Source organism: Rhizobium sp. R634 (genome assembly GCF_002211305.1).
Taxonomy (GTDB): Bacteria; Pseudomonadota; Alphaproteobacteria; order Rhizobiales; family Rhizobiaceae; genus Rhizobium.
Genome location: NZ_LOKW01000024.1, coordinates 405010 through 426851, shown reverse-complemented (window position 1 = coordinate 426851; position 21842 = coordinate 405010). Strand labels below are relative to the sequence as shown.

25 protein-coding genes and 2 tRNA genes are annotated in these 21842 nt (G+C 61.1%); 21 read left to right on the top strand and 6 right to left on the bottom strand.

The features are described from left to right. Positions 1-27: 27 nt before the first annotated feature. Both ATY77_RS22565 and ATY77_RS22560 read right to left on the bottom strand, forming a co-directional pair. Positions 28-2088, bottom strand: coding sequence for an ATP-dependent helicase (locus ATY77_RS22565; protein ID WP_088688908.1), 2061 nt, complete (start codon positions 2086-2088; stop codon positions 28-30). 106 nt (positions 2089-2194) lie between these two features. Continuing rightward, positions 2195-2470 (bottom strand): hypothetical protein, encoded by a 276-nt coding sequence (locus ATY77_RS22560; RefSeq protein WP_088688907.1) that lies wholly within the window; start codon positions 2468-2470, stop codon positions 2195-2197. Between the two features lie 159 nt (positions 2471-2629). Between ATY77_RS22560 and ATY77_RS22555 the strand changes: the two genes are divergently transcribed. Continuing rightward, positions 2630-2896 carry a hypothetical protein gene (locus ATY77_RS22555; RefSeq protein ID WP_088688906.1) on the top strand — a complete coding sequence of 89 codons (267 nt, stop codon included), beginning with the start codon at positions 2630-2632 and terminating at the stop codon, positions 2894-2896. Between the two features lie 220 nt (positions 2897-3116). Here ATY77_RS22555 and ATY77_RS22550 read toward each other — a convergent pair whose 3' ends face one another. Next, positions 3117-3359: a DUF982 domain-containing protein gene (locus ATY77_RS22550; RefSeq protein ID WP_088676775.1), complete on the bottom strand. Its 243-nt coding sequence runs from the start codon at positions 3357-3359 to the stop codon at positions 3117-3119. A gap of 263 nt (positions 3360-3622) precedes the next feature. Here ATY77_RS22550 and ATY77_RS22545 point away from each other — a divergent pair, with 263 nt between their 5' ends. Then, positions 3623-4039, top strand: coding sequence for a hypothetical protein (locus tag ATY77_RS22545; protein ID WP_190237680.1), 417 nt, complete (start codon positions 3623-3625; stop codon positions 4037-4039). 204 nt (positions 4040-4243) lie between these two features. On the opposite strand, the gene ATY77_RS22540 is transcribed toward ATY77_RS22545, so the two are convergent. After that, a tRNA-Thr gene (locus ATY77_RS22540) sits at positions 4244-4318 on the bottom strand. 156 nt (positions 4319-4474) lie between these two features. Between ATY77_RS22540 and ATY77_RS22535 the strand changes: the two genes are divergently transcribed. The 10 genes from ATY77_RS22535 to ATY77_RS22490 all read left to right on the top strand — a co-directional run bounded on the left by ATY77_RS22535 (position 4475) and on the right by ATY77_RS22490 (position 10385). Further along, positions 4475-4669 (top strand): hypothetical protein, encoded by a 195-nt coding sequence (locus ATY77_RS22535; protein WP_088676777.1) that lies wholly within the window; start codon positions 4475-4477, stop codon positions 4667-4669. A 90-nt stretch (positions 4670-4759) separates the two neighbouring features. Next, on the top strand, positions 4760-6052 hold the full coding sequence (gene murA / locus ATY77_RS22530) for a UDP-N-acetylglucosamine 1-carboxyvinyltransferase (RefSeq protein WP_088688905.1): 1293 nt from the start codon (positions 4760-4762) through the stop codon (positions 6050-6052). A gap of 94 nt (positions 6053-6146) precedes the next feature. Then, entirely contained in the window at positions 6147-6578 is a 432-nt protein-coding gene (locus ATY77_RS22525) for a DUF2948 family protein (RefSeq protein ID WP_088676779.1), read from the top strand. A gap of 58 nt (positions 6579-6636) precedes the next feature. Next, positions 6637-7935, top strand: coding sequence for a histidinol dehydrogenase (hisD, locus tag ATY77_RS22520; RefSeq protein WP_088688904.1), 1299 nt, complete (start codon positions 6637-6639; stop codon positions 7933-7935). A 4-nt stretch (positions 7936-7939) separates the two neighbouring features. Next, positions 7940-8413, top strand: coding sequence for a UPF0262 family protein (locus tag ATY77_RS22515; protein WP_088688903.1), 474 nt, complete (start codon positions 7940-7942; stop codon positions 8411-8413). Continuing rightward, complete coding sequence (locus ATY77_RS22510) at positions 8410-8895, top strand: low molecular weight phosphatase family protein (RefSeq protein ID WP_190233707.1); 486 nt, start codon at positions 8410-8412, stop codon at positions 8893-8895. Before ATY77_RS22515 ends, ATY77_RS22510 begins: the two co-directional genes overlap by 4 nt. Positions 8896-9018: 123 nt before the next feature. After that, positions 9019-9237 (top strand): translation initiation factor IF-1, encoded by a 219-nt coding sequence (gene infA, locus ATY77_RS22505; protein ID WP_003545338.1) that lies wholly within the window; start codon positions 9019-9021, stop codon positions 9235-9237. Between the two features lie 37 nt (positions 9238-9274). After that, positions 9275-9895: a Maf-like protein gene (locus tag ATY77_RS22500; protein WP_010028866.1), complete on the top strand. Its 621-nt coding sequence runs from the start codon at positions 9275-9277 to the stop codon at positions 9893-9895. 32 nt (positions 9896-9927) lie between these two features. Beyond that, a complete protein-coding gene (yacG, locus tag ATY77_RS22495; protein ID WP_088676783.1) occupies positions 9928-10140 on the top strand; it encodes a DNA gyrase inhibitor YacG in 213 nt (70 codons plus the stop codon). Positions 10141-10309: 169 nt separating this feature from the next. After that, positions 10310-10385 (top strand) — tRNA-Phe (locus ATY77_RS22490). Here ATY77_RS22490 and ATY77_RS32960 read toward each other — a convergent pair. Further along, positions 10356-10523: a hypothetical protein gene (locus ATY77_RS32960; RefSeq protein ID WP_190237679.1), complete on the bottom strand. Its 168-nt coding sequence runs from the start codon at positions 10521-10523 to the stop codon at positions 10356-10358. The two genes, ATY77_RS22490 and ATY77_RS32960, sit on opposite strands and share 30 nt — an antisense overlap. Positions 10524-10581: 58 nt before the next feature. On the opposite strand from ATY77_RS32960, the gene ATY77_RS22485 reads away from it, so the two are divergent. From ATY77_RS22485 to ATY77_RS22455, 7 genes are all read left to right on the top strand, one after another. After that, positions 10582-12672, top strand: coding sequence for a carboxy terminal-processing peptidase (locus ATY77_RS22485; protein ID WP_088688902.1), 2091 nt, complete (start codon positions 10582-10584; stop codon positions 12670-12672). 231 nt (positions 12673-12903) lie between these two features. Next, a complete protein-coding gene (locus tag ATY77_RS22480; RefSeq protein ID WP_245314386.1) occupies positions 12904-13293 on the top strand; it encodes a cytochrome c family protein in 390 nt (129 codons plus the stop codon). A 144-nt stretch (positions 13294-13437) separates the two neighbouring features. Continuing rightward, positions 13438-14256, top strand: coding sequence for a cytochrome c oxidase subunit II (locus ATY77_RS22475; protein ID WP_088688900.1), 819 nt, complete (start codon positions 13438-13440; stop codon positions 14254-14256). Between the two features lie 69 nt (positions 14257-14325). After that, complete coding sequence (gene ctaD, locus ATY77_RS22470) at positions 14326-16104, top strand: cytochrome c oxidase subunit I (protein WP_088688899.1); 1779 nt, start codon at positions 14326-14328, stop codon at positions 16102-16104. Then, the gene (locus tag ATY77_RS22465; RefSeq protein WP_088688898.1) at positions 16101-16814 is read left to right on the top strand and encodes a cytochrome c oxidase subunit 3; all 714 of its coding nucleotides are present in this window, start codon (positions 16101-16103) and stop codon (positions 16812-16814) included. Before ctaD ends, ATY77_RS22465 begins: the two co-directional genes overlap by 4 nt. Positions 16815-16825: 11 nt before the next feature. After that, a complete protein-coding gene (locus ATY77_RS22460; RefSeq protein WP_088688897.1) occupies positions 16826-17545 on the top strand; it encodes a heme-copper oxidase subunit III family protein in 720 nt (239 codons plus the stop codon). 7 nt (positions 17546-17552) lie between these two features. Then, positions 17553-17918: a cytochrome C oxidase subunit IV family protein gene (locus ATY77_RS22455; RefSeq protein WP_088688896.1), complete on the top strand. Its 366-nt coding sequence runs from the start codon at positions 17553-17555 to the stop codon at positions 17916-17918. Positions 17919-17932: 14 nt separating this feature from the next. Here ATY77_RS22455 and ATY77_RS22450 read toward each other — a convergent pair whose 3' ends face one another. After that, complete coding sequence (locus ATY77_RS22450; RefSeq protein ID WP_088688895.1) at positions 17933-18631, bottom strand: GntR family transcriptional regulator; 699 nt, start codon at positions 18629-18631, stop codon at positions 17933-17935. A 173-nt stretch (positions 18632-18804) separates the two neighbouring features. Between ATY77_RS22450 and ATY77_RS22445 the strand changes: the two genes are divergently transcribed. Both ATY77_RS22445 and ATY77_RS22440 read left to right on the top strand, forming a co-directional pair. Next, the gene (locus tag ATY77_RS22445) at positions 18805-20742 is read left to right on the top strand and encodes an ABC transporter substrate-binding protein (RefSeq protein ID WP_088688894.1); all 1938 of its coding nucleotides are present in this window, start codon (positions 18805-18807) and stop codon (positions 20740-20742) included. 75 nt (positions 20743-20817) lie between these two features. After that, on the top strand, positions 20818-21804 hold the full coding sequence (locus ATY77_RS22440) for an ABC transporter permease (RefSeq protein WP_088676792.1): 987 nt from the start codon (positions 20818-20820) through the stop codon (positions 21802-21804). Positions 21805-21842 lie beyond the last annotated feature (38 nt).

The window sequence follows — 21842 nt, the reverse complement described above, 5'->3', positions numbered from 1 at the left end:
CCGCTGCACACTTCCGGGCGACACGCATTATCGCCACATGCCGCGCATGCGGGCGCCGACATCGATGCGCACCTGCCGCGCTTGCGCCTGAGCGGCGGATTCCGATTTCACCTGGGGCCAGCTGCAGGCCTCGAAGAACTGCAGCAGCGTTGCCGGAATGAAGCGGCTGCGCGAGGCATAGACGTGCCGGTCGCCCTGGGCGTTCTGCCCATAGGTGAAGAAGCGCTGCGGCACGACGAGGTCGAGCCCGTCCCGGGCGCGCGTCATCGCCACATAGAGCAGCCGGCGTTCTTCCTCGATTTCGGCGGTGGTGCCAACGGCGAGATCGTTCGGAATGCAGCCGTCGACGACGTTCAGTATGAAGACCCTGGTCCATTCCTGGCCCTTGGCCGAATGAATTGTGGAAAGGATCAGATAGTCCTCATCGAGAAGCGGCACACCGGCTTGATCGCTGGTGGCATCCGGCGGATCGAGAGTAAGCTCGGTGAGGAAGCGCTCACGCGAGGCATAACCGCCGGCGATCTGCTCGAGCTGCAAGAGATCGGCCTGCCGCGTCGAAGCATCCTCATGCAGCCGTTCCAGATGCGGCGCGTACCATTGCCGCGCCAGCCCGATTTCGGCTGGCCAGCCGGCTTTGCCGGATTTCATCTCCTGCAGCATGGAAACGAATGCCGTCCAATCCTCGCCGGAGCGCGGCGGCGCCGGCATGGCGGCGAGCGCCGATAGCGGGCTCGCATCCTCGGCCATCAGGTCGAGCGCCTTCTGCGCCGTCGACGGCCCGACGCCCGGCAGGATCTGCATCAGCCGGAAACCGGCCACCCGGTCGCGCGGGTTCTGCGCGAAGCGAAGGGCGGCCAGCATGTCCTTCACATGCGCGCTGTCGAGAAATTTCAGCCCGCCGAACTTGACGAAGGGAATGTTGCGCCGGGTCAGCTCGACCTCCAGCGGCCCGCTGTGATGCGAGGCGCGGAAAAGCACGGCCTGCTGCTTGAGCTTCAGGCCTTCCTCGCGATTGTCGAGAACCTTGTCGGCGACATAGCGCGCCTGCTCGGCCTCATCGCGCACATTGACGAGGCGCGGCCGCTCGGCCGATTGCCGCTCGGTCCAGAGGTTCTTGGTGAAGCGCTCCGAGGCGAGATCGATGACGGCGTTGGCCGTCGCCAGGATCGGCTGCGTCGAGCGGTAATTGCGGTCGAGCGTGACGATATTGGCGGCCGGGCTGAAGGATGCGGGAAAATCGAGGATGTTGCGCACGGTCGCCGCGCGAAAGGAATAGATCGATTGCGCATCGTCGCCGACGACGGTCAGCCCCTGGCCTTGGGGCTTCAGCGCCATCAGGATCGAGGCCTGCAGCCTGTTCGTATCCTGGTATTCGTCGACGAGCACATGGTCGAAGCGGCTGCCGATATCCTCGGCGATCACGCTCTCGCCCACCATCTGCGCCCAGTAGAGCAGGAGGTCGTCGTAATCGAGCACGTTCTGGCTCTGCTTGGCCTCGACATAACAGGCGAAAAGCTCACGCAGCTGCTTCTCCCAGGCCGCGCACCAGGGAAAGGCGTCACGCAGCACGAGGTCGAGCGCCGTCTCCGAATTCACCGCCCTGGAATAGATGGCAAGGCAGGTGCCTTTGGCGGGAAAACGGCTTTCCGTCTTGGAGAAGCCGAGATCGTGCCGGATGAGGTTCATCAGGTCGGCACTGTCCTCGCGGTCATGGATGGTGAAATCGGGATCGAGGCCGATCTGCTGCGCATAGTCGCGCAGCAGCCGCGCGCCGATGCCGTGGAAGGTGCCCGACCAATGAAGCGCGTCGGCCATGACGCCGGCATTCGGCCCCAGCACATCGCGGCAGATGCGCTCGACCCGCCGCGCCATCTCGGCTGCGGCCCGGCGCGAAAAGGTCATCAGCAGGATGCGGCGGGGATCGGCGCCCTTGACGATGAGATGGGCGACCCGGTGCGCCAGCGTGTTCGTCTTGCCGGAACCGGCGCCGGCAATGACCAGCAGCGGCCCGGCAATATGGCTGCCGTCGGTGAGCGTGCCGTGCTCGACGGCCATGCGCTGCTGGGGATTGAGCTTTTCGAGGTACATCCAGCCGTCCGGTCGGGCTCCCGCAGAATCACCGGGAAAGATTAGATGTTCCTTGAATGTTCGCGATTTCAGCCTCTGTCAAGCGCCGCTGTGTCTGGAGCGAGTTTCAGTCGGGGGAATCCGGTCCGACCTCCCGCCGCACCAGTTTGAGGCTGCGATCCGGCTGGAGAATATAGGTCTCCTCCACGCGCTGGCCGCTCTCGTTGTAGAACTGATTATAGACGGCGCTGCCGACCGGCGATTTGGTGAGCTTCGTGCGCGGCTGGCCGCCATAGGTGATGCTGCCGGGAATGGGTTCCAGCGCCGGGCTGTCGGCCGAAGAGCAGCCGGCCAGCAACCCCGCGGTTAACAAGGCGGACAGAAGCGCTTTCATTGTCGTCATTCCTCTTTGACTGCAGTGAGATATGGAAACCGCCGTAGTTTCCGCCAAGGGTGTAACCCGCGATCCGTGAGGTCATCGCGCTTATGTCCCCGCATTGGCAAGGGAACCAAAGCGGCGCCCTGGGGGTTGTCATGCCGGATCTAAATGCTGGAGACCACCATGCAGCTCATTCTTCGCCTCTGGGCAGCGAGCCTGATAACAGGTTGCGGCGTCTTTGCCGGCTCCGCCTATGCCGCCCTGGAAACGACCGGCGGGGACTATTCGGCTCTGCCGAAGGATCAGATCGCCCTCAACGAACATACCGGAACGCCTGCCTGCGATCAGATGGAACCGCACTATCTGCCGTCCTTCATCCGCGCCGCGGATGGCACGATCATCGGTGTCGGTTATGTCGAGGTGGAGAGTGAGGGCGGCACAGCCTGCTGAAATAGAGGCCTGCTCGGACGAGGCTCGCCTGCGTTTCCGGTGACGAGCCTCTCACCATCATCATGATGGCTGGGTGTTTTCTATCGAAGCATCCGCGTCAGGTGCAACGCCTTTTGACCCAAAACCCGGCACCTCATCGATGCAGGGTTAAGTGAAAATTAAACAATGTATCGTTCCGGCACGCTTTTATTCAGCGAGAGCCGGAAATCCTGCTAAACCGCTAATGCAGCTTCAGCTTCGCCTCTTCGGCCGCCGCCAGGAATTCGGCTCTTGCCTCTTCCACGCTTTTGCGCCCGTCGAGCGCTGCCCGGCAGGTGCTGCGGGCCTTGATATAATGCAATCCGCGCGCGCTCGGCCAGAGATCCGCCAGACATTTCAGCGCATCGAACGGCCCGTTGACGGTTCTGAGGTCAGTGTCTTCGAAACCAACCTTGACCGGGTCGTTCCATTTTTCAGTTGCCATCGACGCTCCTCCGCGATTTTCGACAGAACCAGTGTGCTGCGCCTCCCTATCCTCAGGCGAGACGCCGCCATGATAGGCATTCTAGCGAGATTTTTGCGCTCAACAATGGTGAATCGTTCGTTGCCGATGAGGCGAAATGTCAGCCTGCGCAGGGGGGCGTCGGCGTTTGCATGCCAAAAGGAATTTTTCGCGGGTCGCACATAAGTTGTATGGCACCGGCGCGCTGCCACCGCTACCATGCACGGGAAAGCTGAGGGCTCGACATGGGTTTCGATCGAATATGGATCCAGGCTGCTTTTCTCTGCTCGGCTCTGGCCATGCCGGGCCTCGGTCACGGCGCAGAGGCGTCCCCACAAGAGGCGTTCTTGACGCGCATTTCTACCGAGATCGTTCCAAGAATGCAGCGGGAATATCTGCGGGCTACCCTGCGCCGGTACGGTGAAGGCACGGTGATAGATCTTGCTGCCTACGCTTGGTCGGAGAACTTTGAGCGGTGGTATATCGAAGGCATGTTCGATGGGACGACTGCATGGCCCCACACATCAACTCCAGGTGAGGAGCCGGTAACCGGCGAAGTGTTCGAGCTGTGGCAGTTTTCGCCGTTCGTACCCTATTATCTCGAGGTAACCGAAATTCCCGACTGCCCTGTAACGCTGTCCGATGGGTGCCCCTCACCCTAACCCTCTCCCCGTAAACGGGGCGAGGGGACGTGGCCTATGCGAAGCCTGCGAGGAGCGGAAAGGTTGCAACTTGTTCCCTTCTCCCCGTTCACGGGGGTCCGAAGGACGGGTCGAGACCCGTGGCTCGACCCCGGTCGGTGGCGGCAGCCGGATGAGGGGCCAGCCGGGTCCGCAAGAAATAATGTTGGAAATCCGAGAGAAAACTGGTGCTGCCGAGTGGGATTGAACCACCGACCTCACCCTTACCAAGGGTGTGCTCTACCACTGAGCTACGGCAGCAGGACCAGGACCCGTGCGAGCCGGGCGGCTCAATTGCGGGAACGGGGCGGCTATTGCCACAGCTTGACGACAAGCGCAAGCCGCAAAATCCAACTTCGCGTGGATTGCGATGCGAGGGACTTTTGGATCGGCGCGAATTCGGTTAATTCTGCTGACATGAACGAAAAGACCGAAACCGGCCAGCAGAGCCGCAAACAGGCGATCGAGGCACAGGCGAAACTGCGCCGCGAGCGCGCCGCCGAAAAGCTCAGGGAAAATCTTTCGAGACGCAAACAGCAGGTTCGTGCCCGCCGTTCCGGGCAGGCCGACGAGACAAATGGCCTGCCCGCCGCAAAAATGGACGAATCGTAATGTTCCGTCCGTCGCGAATTGAAGCGGCTTGATAAATCCCTTAAACACCACTCCTCCTTTCACGGCAGAACTTTCAGGAAGTAAGCGCACATGGATCGTATCAGAATTGTCGGCGGTAATGAGCTGAATGGCATCATCCCGATTTCCGGCGCCAAGAATGCCGCACTGCCGCTGATGATCGCCTCGCTTCTGACCAGCGATACGCTGACGCTGGAAAACGTGCCGCATCTGGCCGATGTCGAGCTCCTGATGCGCATCCTCGGCAATCACGGCGTCGATGTCGCCGTCAACGGCCGGCGCGAGCGCCAGGAAGATTCCTACGCCCGCACGATCCATTTCACCTGCCGCACCATCGTCGATACCACCGCTTCCTACGAGCTGGTCTCGAAGATGCGCGCCTCTTTCTGGGTCATCGGCCCGCTCTTGGCGCGTGAAGGCCATTGCCGCGTCTCGCTGCCGGGCGGCTGCGCCATTGGCACGCGCCCCGTCGATCTCTTCATCGAAGGCCTGACGGCGCTCGGCGCGACCATGGAGATCGATGCCGGTTACATCAACGCCAAGGCGCCGGACGGCGGCCTGATCGGCGCGCGCTACACCTTCCCGAAGGTCTCGGTCGGCGCCACTCACGTGATGATGATGGCGGCAACGCTGGCCCGCGGCACGACCGTTATCGGCAATGCCGCCCGCGAACCCGAAGTCGTTGACCTCGCTAACTGCCTGAATGCCATGGGCGCCAAGATCTCCGGCGCCGGCACGGCGACCATCACCATCGAGGGCGTCACCTCGCTCTCCGGCGCCCGTCACCGCGTCCTGCCGGATCGCATCGAGACCGGCACCTACGCCATGGCTGTCGCCATGGCCGGCGGCGACGTCGTGCTTGAAAATACCGATGTGGCGCTGCTCGACACCGCGCTGGAAACCCTGCGCCGCGCCGGCGCCGACATCTCCGCGACCAACAACGGCATGCGCGTCAGGCGCAACGGCGCCGGCATCAAGCCGGTCGATATCGTCACCGATCCGTTCCCGGGCTTCCCGACCGATCTGCAGGCGCAGTTCATGGCGCTGATGACCCGCTCCTCCGGCATCTCGCATGTCACCGAGACCATCTTCGAAAACCGCTTCATGCATGTGCAGGAGCTTGCCCGCCTCGGCGCCAGGATCACGCTCTCCGGCCAGACGGCGAAGATCGAGGGTGTCCAGCGCCTGCGCGGCGCACCCGTCATGGCGACGGATCTGCGCGCCTCCGTCTCGCTCGTCATCGCCGGCCTTGCCGCCGAGGGCGAAACCACGGTCTCCCGTGTCTACCACCTCGACCGCGGTTTCGAGCGGCTCGAGGAGAAGCTGACCCGCTGCGGCGCCGTCGTCGAGCGCATCAGCGAGTAAGCCCGCTCATCCCGGTTGCGTAATTCGCCGCAGCATCTTATTTCCCTTGTCTGACGCATCGCCATTCCGGCGGTGCCTGCTGGGATAAGACTGAATGACCGATCTGAAGCTTGTTGCGCTCGATGACGAGGATCTTGCGATCATTTCCGCGCATGTGCAGGACAGCGTCTTCAAGGTCGGCGACATAGACTGGTCGCCGCGCGGTGCGCAGTTCGCGCTTGCCGCCAATCGTTTCGTCTGGGAAGGTGCCGAGCGCAAGCGGAGGGGTTTCGAGCGCCGCCGGGCTGCGCTGGTTTTCAAGCGCGTGCTCGCTGTGCGCTCGCTCGGCTTCGATCGCGGAAAACGTGACGAGGTGCTGTCGCTCCTGGCACTGCGCTTCGAGAAGAAGGGCGAGGGGCCGGACGGGACGATCGAGCTGGCGCTGTCGGGAGCCGCTTCGATTGCGCTCGACGTCGAATGCATCGAAGTCCAGATGGCCGATGTCGGCGGCGCCTGGGCGGCGGTCGGCAAGCCTCGTCATCCGTGAAACGCGTGACGCCTGAAGTTTGAATATCGCGGTTTCGAGTTGAGAAGGAATATCGGTCTTGGCAATCTGGCTGGATCAGGCATCGGAAGGTTTCGAGCAGCATTTCGCTGCCTTTCTGACGACGAAGCGCGAAGTCTCCGAGGATGTGAACGCCGTCGTTCGCGCCATCATCGATGATGTCAGGGCGCGCGGCGATGTGGCGCTGGCCGAATATTCGCTGAAATTCGACGGCATCGATTTTGCAAAAGTCCCGATGCGCGTGACATCTGAGGAAATCGACGCGGCGATCGAGGCCGTGCCCGCGGAAGTGCTGGGCGCGCTGAAGCTTGCAGCACTGCGTATCGAGAGCCACCATCGCCGGCAGCTGCCGAAGGACGATGTTTACGAGGACGACATGGGCGTCGGTCTCGGCTCGCGCTGGACGGCGATCGAAGCGGTAGGCCTCTATGTGCCGGGCGGCACGGCGAGTTATCCGAGCTCGGTGCTGATGAATGCCGTGCCGGCCAAGGTCGCCGGCGTCGACCGCATCGTCATCGCCGTTCCGGCCACCGGCGGCGCTGTCAATCCGGCGGTGCTCGCTGCCGCGAGGCTGGTGGGTGTCACCGAAATCTATCGTGTCGGCGGCGCCCAGGCGATTGCGGCTCTTGCCTATGGCACCGAAACGATCGCGCCGGTCGCCAAGATCACCGGCCCCGGCAATGCCTATGTCGCCGCCGCCAAGCGCCATGTCTTCGGCACCGTCGGCATCGATATGATCGCCGGCCCCTCCGAGGTGCTTGTCATTGCCGACAAGGACAACAATCCCGACTGGATCGCCGCCGACCTTCTGGCGCAGGCCGAGCATGATGTCAGCGCCCAGGCGATCCTGATTACCGATGATGCCGCATTCGGCAAGGCGGTGGAGCAGGCTGTCGAGCGCCAGCTGAAGACGCTGAACCGCGCCGAGACGGCGGCGGCAAGCTGGCGCGATTTCGGCGCGGTCATCCTCGTTGCCGATTTGAGAGAGGCCATTCCGCTCGCCAACCGCATCGCCGCCGAGCATCTGGAGCTTGCCGTTGCCGATCCGGACCGGCTGCTCGACGGCATCCGCAATGCCGGTGCGATTTTCATCGGCGCCCATACGCCCGAGGTGATCGGCGATTATGTCGGCGGCTCGAACCATGTGCTGCCGACGGCGCGTTCGGCGCGCTTCTCCTCCGGGCTTTCGGTGCTCGATTTCGTCAAGCGCACCTCGATCCTGCGCCTTGGCCCGCAGCAGCTGCGCGACCTCGGCCCGGCGGCGATCGCGCTTGCCGTTTCCGAAGGCCTCGATGCCCATGCGCGATCGGTTGCGATCCGCCTCAACCTCGAAAGGTGAGGGCATGGCGAAGGGCGATTTCCGGCTTTGCGACGTCGTCCTTGACGATACGATCGGCCGCTCGACGCCCGATGTCGAGCATGAGCGCGCGGTCGCCATCTTCGATCTGATCGAGGAAAATAGCTTCGAGCCGCTCGGCCATGCCGGCGGGCCCTATCGCCTGAGCATTTCGCTGGTCGATGCGAAGCTGGTTTTCGGCATCACCACCGAAGAGGGCGGCGACGTCGCCACCCATATCCTGTCGCTGACGCCGTTCCGGCGCATCGTCAAGGATTACTTCATGATCTGCGAGAGCTATTACGAGGCGATCCGTTCGGCGACGCCAAGCCGCATCGAGGCGATCGACATGGGCCGGCGCGGCATCCACAATGAAGGTTCGCAGACGCTGAGGGACAGGCTGGCCGGCAAGATCGAGGTGGATTTCGACACCGCCCGGCGTCTTTTCACGCTGGTCTGCGTGCTCTACTGGCGTGGATGACGGCCATGGAACTCGCCGCCGACGTGGAGGACGGAAAGAGACCGGGCGCCATCCTCTTCATGTGCGGGCTGAACGCCATCCGCTCGCCGATGGCCGAGATCATCGCCCGTAGCATTCTGCCGGCCAATACCTATATACGGTCCGCCGGCGTTCGCGCCGGCGAGCGCGATCCCTTCGTCGATGCCGTGCTCGATGAGATCGGGCTCTCCCTCGGGCGCCGCCAGCCGCAGACGCTCGATGAGCTCGAGGACGACTATTTCGATCTGATCATCACGCTTTCGCCGCAGGCCCATCATGCCGCGCTGGAGCTGACGCGATCGAACGCAGTCGATGTGGTGTACTGGCCGACCATGGATCCGACGGTCGTCACCGGAACGCGCGAGCAGATTTTGGAAAGCTACCGCGAGGTCCGCAATCACCTCGCAGGCCTCATCGAAAGCCGGCTGCTGAAAAGAAAAGGCGTTGCCGCGCAATCGGCATGAAAACAAATGACGGAAAGCCCGATCAACAAGGTTCACAAACCTGCCTTGATTGTGTAGTTTCCGCGCAAATTTTAAAGGCGCGCGTTGCGCTGCCTCTTCAACCCACAGGAAGAAAACCACTATATGCCGAAAGAAGAAGTCCTCGAATTCCCGGGAATCGTTACCGAACTTCTGCCGAATGCGACATTCCGCGTGAAGCTTGAAAACGAGCACGAGATCATCGCCCATACGGCCGGACGCATGCGCAAGAACCGCATCCGCGTTCTCGCCGGCGACAAGGTGCTTGTGGAAATGACGCCCTACGATCTGACCAAGGGCCGCATCACCTACCGTTTCAAATAGGCTTACCCGGCCCCCGTCTGCCGATGGTCGAGGTTCCATGGCGCTGAAATACAAGCTCATTCTGGCCTCGGGCTCGCCCCGTCGCGTCGATCTGCTCAATCAGGCCGGCATCGAGCCTTCGCGCCTGATGCCGATGGATATCGACGAGACGCCGAAGAAGTCGGAGCATCCGCGCTCGCTCGCCCGAAGGCTTTCGGCGGAAAAGGCGGAGGCCGCCCTTGCCGCCATCAAGGGCGATATCACCTGGAAGGGCAGCTATATCCTCTCTGCCGATACGGTGGTCGCCGTCGGGCGGCGCATTCTCGGCAAGGCCGAATTCGCCGACGAGGCGTTGAGTTCGCTGCATCTGCTCTCCGGGCGAAACCATCTCGTCTACACCGGCGTTTGCCTGGTGACGCCGGATCGCAAGATCCGCCAGAAGATCGTCGAGACCAAGGTGCGCTTCAAGCGTCTTTCCGGCTTCGAGATCGAGAACTACCTGGCGTCGGGCCAGTGGCGCGGCAAGGCGGGCGCCTACGGCATACAGGGTCTCGCCGGCACCTTCGTGCAGAAAATGGTGGGTTCCTACACCAATGTCGTCGGCCTGCCGCTTTATGAAACCATTGTGCTTCTGACCGGCGAAGGCTTCGACGTGCATAGCCGGTGGCCCGAGGGCTGAGCCCGAAGGCCGGTCGATAGGACGGACGAGATATGCCTGAAGAAAAGAAAGCAGCCGCCAAGGTCGAGCCGCTGCGCAAGACGCGCCCATGCCCCGAATGCGGCAAACCCTCCAGCCGCGAACACTATCCCTTCTGCTCCAACCGCTGCCGCGAGGTCGATCTCTCCCGCTGGCTGACCGGTTCCTACGCCATTCCGGTGGCCGACGATGAGACCAAAGCCGATTATCCGGACGAGGAAAACTAAAGATTTCCGCCCGCGAAGCTCTTATTTTTCCTCATGAATCCGCAAAACCGGCACGGCCGTCAAAAAAGAGTCATTTGACGCTTGCCATGGCCGAACAAGATGCTATAACCCCGCTCGCTTCCGGGGCGAACCAAGGCCCCGCGGTAGAGATACCATTGGAAGCAGGTTAGCCCAGGTAGCTCAGTTGGTAGAGCAGCGGATTGAAAATCCGCGTGTCACTGGTTCGATTCCGGTCCTGGGCACCACACCATTTTTCCGATCTCACGACTGCCCAGAACGAACAGGCTCTCGTCGAGGCTGGCGATTCGCCGGTTTTCAGCGTCGCTGCCGATGAGCTGAGGAAGAATTGGCACAAAAGCCGCTTCCGCTTGCCAAAAAACCATAATTGTCTCACCTAGATATTATTTGGACCCCCGGCACGATGAATCGGATCAAGACTAAATGCGCATAGCCTATGTTTTTCTCGGTGCATTTCTTGCACTCGCACAGTCCGCATATGCAGAGGTCGCATCGCCGCCCGATCTGGCGCCGCTGAAGCGGCAGGCGCAAGCCGCTGAATTGAGCGCGGAATTTCTTTCGCGCTATAGCTATAAGCCTGTTCCGCTCGACGATGCCTTGTCGGCGCGGGTCATGGATCAGTTCATCAAGTCGCTTGATCCGGACCGCATGCTTTTCCTCCAGGCCGACGTCGACAAGTTCATGGCTGACCGCAACAAGATCGACGATGCCATCGAACGGCAGGACTTGAAGATTCCGTTTGCGATCTTCAACGCTTACGAACAGCGTGTCGTCGACCGCATGACCTACGCGCGCGGCCTGCTGAAGCAAGGCTTCGATTTCGGTGCGCAGGAGAATTATTCGGTGCTGCGCGACAAGGCACCCTGGCCGCAATCGAAAGCAGAGAGCGACGAGCTGTGGCGCAAGCGCGTCAAGAGCGACTGGCTGCGGCTGAAGCTCGGCGGCAAGACCGATGCGGCAATTCGCGAAACGCTCGACAAGCGTTATGAAAACACGCTCGAGCGTGCCTACAAGTTCAAAAGCGACGACGTTTTCCAGTCGTTCATGGACGCCTATGCCACGTCGATCGATCCGCATACGGATTATTTCGGCGCGGCCGCGTCAGCCGACTTCAATGTTTCGATGAAGCTTTCGCTGTTCGGCATCGGCGCGGTCCTGCAGGAACGCGACGACTACACGACGATCCGTGAACTCGTGCCCGGCGGGCCGGCGCAGTTGTCCGGCAAGCTCGCCGTCGGAGACCGCATCACCGGCGTCGGCCAGGGCAAGGACGGTCCGATCAAGGAAGTGGTCGGCACGCGCCTCGATGAAGTCGTGCAGATGATCCGTGGGAAAAAAGGCTCCGTGGTGCGCCTGGATATCCTGCCGGCGGATGCCGGAGCCGACGGCACGCACCGCGTCGTCAACCTGGTGCGCGATAAGATCAATCTCGAAAAGCAGGCCGCCAAGAAGTCCGTTCTGTCGGTGAAAGCGGGCGAAGCCACCCGCAAGATCGGCGTGATCACCCTGCCGGTATTCTATGAGGATTTTGAAGCCAGGCACAAAGGCGACAAGGACTATAAGAGTGCAAGCCGTGACGTCGCCAAGCTTCTCGGCGAACTGAAGCAGGAAAAGGTCGACAGCGTTCTCATCGACCTGCGCAACAATGGCGGCGGTTCGCTGGACGAGGCGATCGATTTGACGGGCCTGTTCATCGGTAAGGGGCCGGTGGTTCAGCAGCGCAGCAGCGACGGCAAGGTCGAGGTCAAAAGCGCCGAGTTTGCGGCGCCTGCCTGGGACGGCCCCATGGGTGTCCTGATCAATCGCGGCTCGGCCTCGGCTTCGGAGATTTTCGCCGCGGCAATCCAGGATTACGGCCGCGGCGTGGTCATCGGCGAACCCAGTTTCGGCAAAGGGACTGTCCAGACGGTCGTCGATCTCGACCAGATCGTTCGCAACAGCAAAGCTGAATACGGTGAGTTGAAGGTGACGATCGCCCAGTTTTTCCGGGTCAACGGCGGCACGACGCAGCTGCACGGCGTGACGCCGGACATCAGCTTGCCGGGACTTTCCGATCCGACCCTATTCGGCGAGACCAGTTACGACAATGCCCTGCCGTGGGCGGAGATTAAGCCGGCGAAATACGCCCCGGCCGACACCGTCGCGAAGCTGCTGCCGACATTGCAAAGCCGCCATGATGCGCGGGTCAAGGGCGATCCGGATTTTCAACGCCTGGTACAAGACATCGCCGACCTGAAGGCGCAGCGCGAGAAGGGCGTCATCTCCTTGAACGAGGCGGAACGCCGCAAGGAAGCGGCCGCTCGCGAGGCCCGGTTCAAGTCCCGGGCGCAGGCAAGCGGCGAAGATCCCGGCGAAGATGATGGCCTGGAGTCGGGCGAACGCAGCCTGAGCGCCGATATAGCCATTGAAAACGCCCGCAAGAATGCAAAAGACGTCCTGCTGGACGAAGCCGCCGCCATCGTTGGCGACGAGGCGGATTTGCAGCAAAGCGTGCTCAACGCAGCGACCAAATAACCGGGCAAACGGACGCAAGGCACTCATGCCGGCCGGCGCAAGCATATGCGCCGGCTTGCGTCGCCTCATCAGAGCCGGTGGCGCGAAGCCATCCCGGAATCCATGCCAGAATTGTGGAGCATTGACTTGCACACGCGAAAGGCTAAACTTTAAGCATCGCTAACATACTCCGTGCGGCAAGGCAGCGGAGATGCGAGTGGCTGGGCAACCTTGAGGAGGATGAGGTTTGCCGTGGATTACCGTGTTGTTCTGCTGATTGCCGTACCCGTCATTGCCCTTTCCCCTGCGGTCGCGGGGGCGCAGGAGGGTGATGCGACGGCGGGTGCCACCGTTTTCAAGAAATGCGCGACCTGTCATGTCGCCGATTCCGATACGAACAAGGTCGGTCCGTCGCTGAACGGGCTTTTCGGCCGCACGGCCGGGACGCATCCGGGCTTTGCCTATTCGAGCGGGATGAAGGCGGCCGGTGAGGGCGGCCTCGTCTGGGACGAGGCGACGCTGCGCGACTATCTGCACAACCCGAAAGCGAAGGTGAAGGGCACGAAGATGGCCTTCGCAGGGGTCAAGGATGATCAGGAGATCACCAATCTCGTCGCCTATCTCAAGCAATATTCCAAATGAAGGGCAATACCCCAAATGATCGGTTCCGGCTAACGGCGCCTGCTTAAATCGCCGTAATTGCCGAGATTTTCTATCTGTGCGATAATAAACTCGACATTTTTGTGGAATGAGGTTTCGCGGTCGCTCAGCCCAGGAGGGGCGGAAATGGCTGTTGTGCTGATTCTCGTCCTGCTTGTCGTCGGCTCCGTGCTCTTCCATGTGCTGAGCCCTTGGTGGTGGACGCCGATCGCGTCCAACTGGACCTATATCGACAGCACCCTTGTCATCACCTTCTGGATCACCGGCATCGTCTTCGTGGCGGTGATTTCCTTCATGGCCTATTGCGTCTACCGCTTCCGCCACCGACCGGGCAACCGGGCGCATTATGAGCCCGAGAACCGCAGGCTGGAGTGGCTGCTGGCGGGGGGAACTGCGGTCGGCGTCGCAGCCATGCTCGCGCCGGGTCTCATCGTCTGGAACCAGTTCATCACGGTGCCCGACGATGCCGTGCCGGTCGAGGTCGTCAGCCAGCAGTGGCTGTGGAGCTTCCGCCTGCCGGGCGCAGACGGCAAGCTCGGCCGCGCGGAGACGCGCGACATCACTGCCGAAAATCCGCTCGGGCTGGACAAGAACGATGCAAGCGGGCTCGACGACGTGATCGTCGAGGGCGGCGAATTGCATCTGCCGGTCGGCAAGCCGGTGCGCATATTGCTGCGTTCGGTCGATGTCCTGCATGATTTCTATGTGCCGGAATTCCGCGCCAAGATGGACATGATCCCCGGCATGGTCACCTATTTCTGGTTCACGCCGACGCGTATGGGAACGTTCGAGGTTCTCTGCGCCGAACTCTGCGGCGTCGGCCATCCGCAGATGCGCGGCACCGTCATCGTCGACAATGACGCTGACTACCAGGCCTGGCTTGGGCAGCAGCAGACATTCACCCAGCTGACGGCGTCTTCGGGAAACGCGCCGCCGGCGAACTGAACTGGCGGGAAGAGGGAAGGCCGCGTGCCGGTTGAAACCAACCGGCGGGAAGGAAACGGAGGAGATATCATGGTCGAGATTCCGTCCAGCGGCGCAGGCGCCATCCCAGCCGCCGAGGTCGAGGATGTCGAACTCTATCATCCCCACAGCTGGTGGACGAAATATGTGTTCAGCCAGGATGCCAAGATCATTGCCGTCCAATATTCGCTCACCGCCATCGCGATCGGGCTGGTGGCGCTGGTGCTCTCCTGGCTGATGCGGATTCAGCTGGCCTTTCCCGGCTATTTCACCTTCATCGATGCCGATCACTATTATCAGTTCATCACCATGCACGGCATGATCATGGTGATCTATCTCCTGACCGCGCTGTTTCTCGGCGGCTTCGGCAACTACCTCATTCCGCTGATGGTCGGCGCCCGCGACATGGTATTCCCCTATGCGAACATGCTGAGCTACTGGATCTATCTGCTCGCTGTTCTGATCCTCGCCGCCGGCTTCTTCGCGCCCGGCGGCCCGACGGGGGCAGGCTGGACGCTTTATCCGCCGCAGGCTGTTCTGTCCGGCACGCCCGGCGGCAAGGATTGGGGCATCCTGCTCATGCTCTCCTCGCTGATCGTCTTCATCATCGGCTTCACCATGGGCGGGTTGAATTATGTGGTGACCGTGCTGCAGGGGCGGGCGCGGGGCATGACGCTGATGCGGATGCCGCTCACCGTCTGGGGCATCTTCACCGCGACCGTGATGGCGCTGCTTGCCTTTCCCGCACTCTTCGTCGCCTGCGTCATGATGATGTTCGACCGCCTGCTCGGCACCAGCTTCTTCATGCCCGCCATCGTCGAAATGGGCGAGCAGCTGAAACATGGCGGCGGCAGCCCGATCCTTTTCCAGCACCTGTTCTGGTTCTTCGGCCATCCCGAAGTCTATATCGTCGCCCTGCCTGCCTTCGGCATTGTTTCCGACCTGATCAGCACCCATGCGCGCAAGAATATCTTCGGCTACCGCATGATGGTCTGGGCGATCGTCATCATCGGGGGCTTGAGCTTCGTCGTCTGGGCGCACCACATGTATGTCAGCGGCATGAACCCGGCCTTCGGCTTCTTCTTCGCGACGACGACGCTGATCATCGCCATCCCGACGGCGATCAAGGTCTACAACTGGGTGCTGACGCTCTGGCGCGGCGACATCCATCTGACGCTGCCGATGCTCTTTGCGCTCGCCTTCATCGTCACCTTCGTCAATGGCGGCCTGACCGGCCTCTTCCTCGGCAATGTCGTCGTCGACGTGCCGCTGTCGGATACGATGTTCGTCGTCGCGCATTTCCACATGGTCATGGGTGTGGCGCCGATCCTCGTCATCTTCGGGGCGATCTATCACTGGTATCCGAAGGTCACAGGGCGCATGCTGAACGAGGCGCTCGGCCAGATCCATTTCTGGGTCACCTTCCTCGGCACCTATGCGATCTTCTTTCCGATGCATTACCTCGGCCTGCTCGGCGTGCCGCGCCGTTACTTCGAGCTCGGAGAGATCACCTTCGTCCCGCCTTCCGCCCACACGCTGAACGTCTTCATCACAGTCATGGCGCTCGTGGTCGGCGCGGCGCAGATGGTCTTCCTGTTCAACCTGGCCTGGAGCCTTTTCCGGGGCCGGGAGGCGGGCGGCAATCCTTGGCGGGCGACGACGCTCGAATGGCAAACGCCGCAGACCCCGCCCGCGCACGGCAACTGGGGCAAGGATCTGCCTGTCGTCTACCGCTGGGCCTATGACTACAGCGTGCCCGGCGCCGCCGAGGATTTCATTCCGCAGACGGTGCCGGCAGATGGCAGCGCAACCCGGGAGAGCCCGGCATGAACGTCACGCTGATCTTCCTTGCCGCGATCGGCGCCATCATCGTCTGGTGGCTCGCCGGACAGCGGCTGACCTCGAAGCCCTGGCTCGAAACCGGGTCGGTGCAACTGCCGCACCATGACAGCGCCGACCGATCGCCCGTGCCGGCCGTGAAAATCGGCCTCTTCGTGTTTCTCGGTGTCGTCGGCGCCGTGTTCAGCCTCGGCATCAGCGCCTATTTCATGCGCATGGCCTCGGCGGACTGGTGGTCGACGCCGGTTCCACGCCTCCTCTGGGTGAACACTGCAGCACTCGTCCTCAGCAGCGTTTCGCTGGAATGGGCGAAAAGCGAAGCGAGGCATGGCCGCATGCAGCGCCTGCGCCCCGCACTTGCCGCCGCCCTTGCTCTTGCCGTCTTCTTTCTCGCCGGACAGATCCAGGCATGGCGGGAACTCGCGGCGGCGGGCTACGTGCTTGCCGACAATCCCGCCAACAGCTTCTTCTATATGCTGACCGGCCTGCATGGCCTGCATATTCTAGGCGGGCTCGCCGTCCTCGCGCACACGACGGTGAAGGCCTTTGCGAGCGAGGCTGCGACGGACAGGCTCAGCCTCAGCGTCGAGCTTTCCGCCCTCTATTCGCATTTCATGCTTGCCGTCTGGCTGCTGCTATTTTCGCTCTTTGCCGGATGGGCGAACGATTTCGTCGATCTCTGCCGCACATTGCTGAACTAGGAGATTTGTTGATGGCACAGACTGTCGAGACACATGGCGAAGCTGCTCTCAGGCCGGCAGGCCTGCGCGGTGTCGCCGCCGATTTCAGCTCGGATCAGCGCGCCTTCAAAACCGCCTCCTGGGGCAAGGCGATGATGTGGATCTTCCTGTTGAGCGACACCTTCGTCTTCGGCTGTTTCCTGATCGCCTACATGACCGCCCGCATGTCGACGCCTGTTCCATGGCCCAATCCGAGCGAGGTCTTCGCGCTGCATATCGGCGGCCAGGATGTTCCGCTGATCCTGATCGCCATCATGACCTTCGTCCTGATCTCAAGCAGCGGCACCATGGCGATGGCGGTGAACTTCGGCTATCGCCGCGACCGTCGCATGACCGCGATGCTGATGCTGCTGACGGCCATTCTCGGGGCGACGTTCGTCGGCATGCAGGCCTTCGAGTGGACGAAGCTGATCACCGAAGGCGTGCGCCCCTGGGAAAATCCATGGGGAGCGGCGCAATTCGGATCGACCTTCTTCATGATCACCGGTTTTCATGGCACCCATGTCACGATCGGCGTCATCTTCCTCCTGATCGTCGCCCGCAAGGTCTGGCGGGGCGATTTCGATGTGGAGCGGCGCGGGTTCTTCACCAGCCGGAAAGGCCGCTATGAGGCCGTCGAGATCATGGGCCTCTACTGGCACTTCGTCGACCTGGTCTGGGTCTTCATCTTCGCGTTTTTTTATCTGTGGTGAGGTCGTCATGAGCGAGACAACGGCGCATGCGCAAGCCCAAACGGCACATGTCGAGGCACACACCGGGCAGCAGCACCCGATCCGGCTCTATCTCGTCGTCTGGGGCCTGCTCTTCGTGCTCAGCGCTTTTTCCTATATGGTCGATTATCTCGGCATCCAGGGTTATATCAGATGGACGCTGATCCTCGTGTTCATGATGCTGAAGGCCGGCCTGATCGTCGCCGTCTTCATGCATATGGCCTGGGAACGGCTGGCGCTCGTCTATGCCATCCTGCTGCCGCCGCTGCTGGTGCTGGTTTTCGTCGCACTGATGGTATCGGAAGCGGATTACACCATCCTCACCCGGCTCGCCTTCTTCGGCGCTACGCCTTGAGGCGCTCCCCGAACTTAGGGCCGCCGCCTGTCGAGCCGCATTCTCTCGACGATGTGGCGGCCTGAGCCTTCCACATGCCGGGCGATGGCGCGCGCCGCGCCGTCGGCATCCTGTGCCTTGATGCAGGCGATCAATTCGCGATGTTCCTCCAATACGCTCGACTGGCGGCTGAGCGAGGTCGGAAAACCGCGGCTTATCGCCCAGAGGATCTGGCGATGGCGCACCCAGAGATCGACGGCATGGCGATTATAGTGGCGATCGTACATCAAGCGGTGAAACTGCAGATCCAGATTCGAGTGCTTCATCTCGTCGAGGAAATTTAGATCCTCTATTGCGGCCTGGATCCGCTCCAGTTCTTCGATATCCGCCATCGTGGCAATGCCGACGAACCAGCGCGTGAGCGCAGGTTCGATCAGCACTTCGATCTCCCAGATGTCCCGCACGAATTCTTGGTCGATCGGCCGGACGCGGGCGCCACGGTTCGGCGTCATGATGACGAAGCCTTCGCCGCGCAATTGCTGCAGTGCCTCGCGCACCGGATTGGTGGAGGTCCCCATGCGGCTCGCCAGCTCGGCAACCTTCAGGCGTTCATTGGCCTTCAAGCGGCCATGAATGATGTCGTCGCGAAGGCGCTCGTAGACGGAGACATTTCCATCTTCAGCCAGTTCATCTCCCTCGTAAACCGACGATTTCATGTCCGCTACCGTGCTCATGATCTTGCTTTTAATGCACTTTCCAGCCGGTTGCCAAGAGGAAAAGAACAATTTCATACACTGACGTTGACAAATAATGTACGATCTGAAAGTTTTCGTCCTACACAGCCACGGGTGCTGTCGTGAAGAAGATGGACGCCGGCGGAGAGGGTCGGCCATCAGGAGGAGAAAATATGGGATACCAGCAGATGCTGCGTGGCCTCGTCCTTTCGACGGGACTCTTGGGCGCCGCCATCCTGGGACCAATGGTCCCGGCCTGGGCGGCCGATTTCAAACAGGCGCCGATGCTTGATGAGCAGGTCAGAAGCGGCAAACTGCCTGCTGTCGACGATCGCCTTCCAGACAATCCCTTTGTCGAAACGATGATTGACGGTGTCGGCAAGTACGGTGGCACGTTGCGCACTACGATCCTTGCCAATGGCGATCAGTACAATCTGACCCGCACCATCGCCAACGAGCTGCTGGTTCGCTGGGATCCGGCCTGGCAGAAGGTCGTGCCCTCGCTGGCTGAGGAATTCACCGCGTCTGAAGATGCGACCACCTACACTTTCAAGCTGCGCAAGGGTCTGAAGTGGAGCGACGGTCAGCCCTTTACGGCCGACGACATCATGTTCTGGTACGAAGACGTATTCATGAACGACGCACTCTCGCCGGCCAAGAACCCGACCTTTACGGTCGCCGGAAAACCGGTGAAGGTTCGTAAGATCGATGATCTGACGGTCGAATTCAAATTCGATTCGCCCTACGGCCTCTTCCTGCAGCAGCTCGCCTACGGACAGGGCCATCTGCCGGTCATCTACCCCAAGCACTATCTGCAGCAATTCCACGAGAAATATAACAAGGATGGCATTCCGGCGCTCCTGAAAGCCAATCCGGCAGCAGGCGACTGGGTGGCGCTCTTCAATTCGAAGGTTTCGCTGACTTTCCAGCCGCCTTACTGGCAAAACCTCGAACTGCCGACGATGAATCCATGGGTTCTGACAGTACCCTATGCCGACAGCGAGCGCGTTGTCGCGACCCGCAATCCCTATTATTGGAAGGTCGATCCTGAGGGTAATCAGCTTCCCTATATCGATGGTGTTACCTGGGCCAAGCTCGACGATCCGCAGCTGATGGCGCTGAAGATGACTTCGGGCGAGTTCGATTTCGCCTTCCGTCACATCAACAACTCGACCTTCAAATCGGTGCTGTTCGACGGCCAGGAAACCGGCAATTACCGTTTCGTCGACGTCAAGGATCTGCCGGCCAACGATGCCGTCATCCTGCTCAATCTCAACTCGACCGATGATGTGAAGCGCAAACTCTTCCAGAACAAGGACTTCCGCATCGCGCTCAGCCACGCCATCAACCGACAGGAGATCATCGATCTCGTCTATGTCGGCCAGGGCGCGCCGGCTCAGGTCGCACCCCAACCGGAACACGAGCTCTTCAACGAGCGTGAGGCGACGCAATACACGGAATTCGATCCCAAGCTCTCCAACGAAATGCTCGACAAGATCATGCCGAAGAAGGATGCCGAAGGCTTCCGCCTCGATGAGACGGGTAAGCGCTTCACCATCAACTTCATGGTCGCGGACGTCTTCGGTCTGTCCTATCCCGATGTCATGCAGATGGTGCAGAAATATGCCAAGGATGTCGGTATCGATATCCAGCTGCGCACCACCGATCGCGCCCGTCTAAACACGATGTGGGCAGCCAATGAGCAGGACGCCTATATCTGGAACTGCGTCGGCGGCCTCTCGGAAGTCTATACCGATCCGCGCTGCTACATGCCTTTCCAGAAGGCCGACATCTTCTTCGCGATGCGCTGGAGCGAATGGTATTCCAATCATGCGACGGGCGAAGAGCCGCCGGAGCAGATCAAGGCGCTGATGGCGGCCTATGACAAGGTCAATGCCGCCGTCACCGATGACGACCGGCGCGACAAGATGAAGGAATTCCTCAATCTGTCGGCCGACAACTTCCTCAACATCGGCATTTCGCGCCCCATGCCGAAATACATGATGGTGTCGAAGAACCTGAAGAATGTCGTCAACGGTATCCCGATCACCGGCAACCTCTGGCATCCGGCTCCGACGCTGACCCAGTGGTACTTCGACAAGGCCAACTAAGGCTCCTCCTAGAGCCGGTGGAGGTATTGTGCCTCCGCCGGCCGCCCCTTCGATCCTATCGAACGGTCTGAGATCATGCTCCGTTTTATTGCCAGGCGGCTGGTGTTCGCGATTCCGACACTCTTCGCCGTCTCCATCATCGCTTTCATCATCATCCAGTTGCCGCCGGGAGACTATCTCACCACCCTGATGGCTGACTGGGCAAGCCAGGGCGGCGCCGTGGAAGAGGGGACCGTCGCCGCCATGCGCGAGCGCTACGGCCTCGATCAGTCCATCTACTTTCAATATTACAAGTGGATTGCCGGTATCCTGTTGCATGGCGATTTCGGCATCTCTTTCGAGCTCGGCAAGCCTGTGACGGAACTCATCTGGGGCCGTCTGGGTTTCTCGCTGCTGCTTTCGTTCCTGACGCTCTGTTTCGTCTGGGCCGTTGCGATCCCGATCGGCATCTTATCGGCGGTGCGGCAATATTCGATCTCGGATTATTCGGCGACTTTCCTCGCCTTCTTCTTCCTTGCGGTGCCTGACTTCTTGATGGCGCTTTCGGCCATGTATGTGATGTCGGCCTATTTCGGCCAGAGCGTCGGCGGTCTCTTCTCGCCTTCTTACATCGATGCGCCATGGAGCTTCGGCAAGCTCATCGATTTCGCCCAGCATGTCTGGCTTCCGGTCATCGTCATCGGCCTTGGCTCGCTCGCAGCTCTTGTCCGCATCATGCGCGCCAATCTCCTCGACGAGCTGTCGAAGCCCTATGTGACGACGGCGCGTGCCAAAGGCATGTCCGAATTCGAGCTTCTGATCCGTTATCCGGTACGTCTCGCTCTGAACCCGCTGATCTCGACGCTCGGCTGGATCCTGCCCGCGGTCATCTCGGGCGAGATCATCGTCTCCGTCGTTATGAGCCTGCCGACCACGGGGCCATTGCTGCTGCGTGCCCTGCTTGCTCAGGACATGTATCTCGCCGGCTCCCTCATCCTGTTGATTTCGGTGCTGACAATCATCGGCACGCTGATTTCCGACATCCTGCTCGCCATCACTGACCCGCGGATCCGGTTGCAATGACTGATATCACCCATCTCCCGCCGGAAGCCGGCCCATCC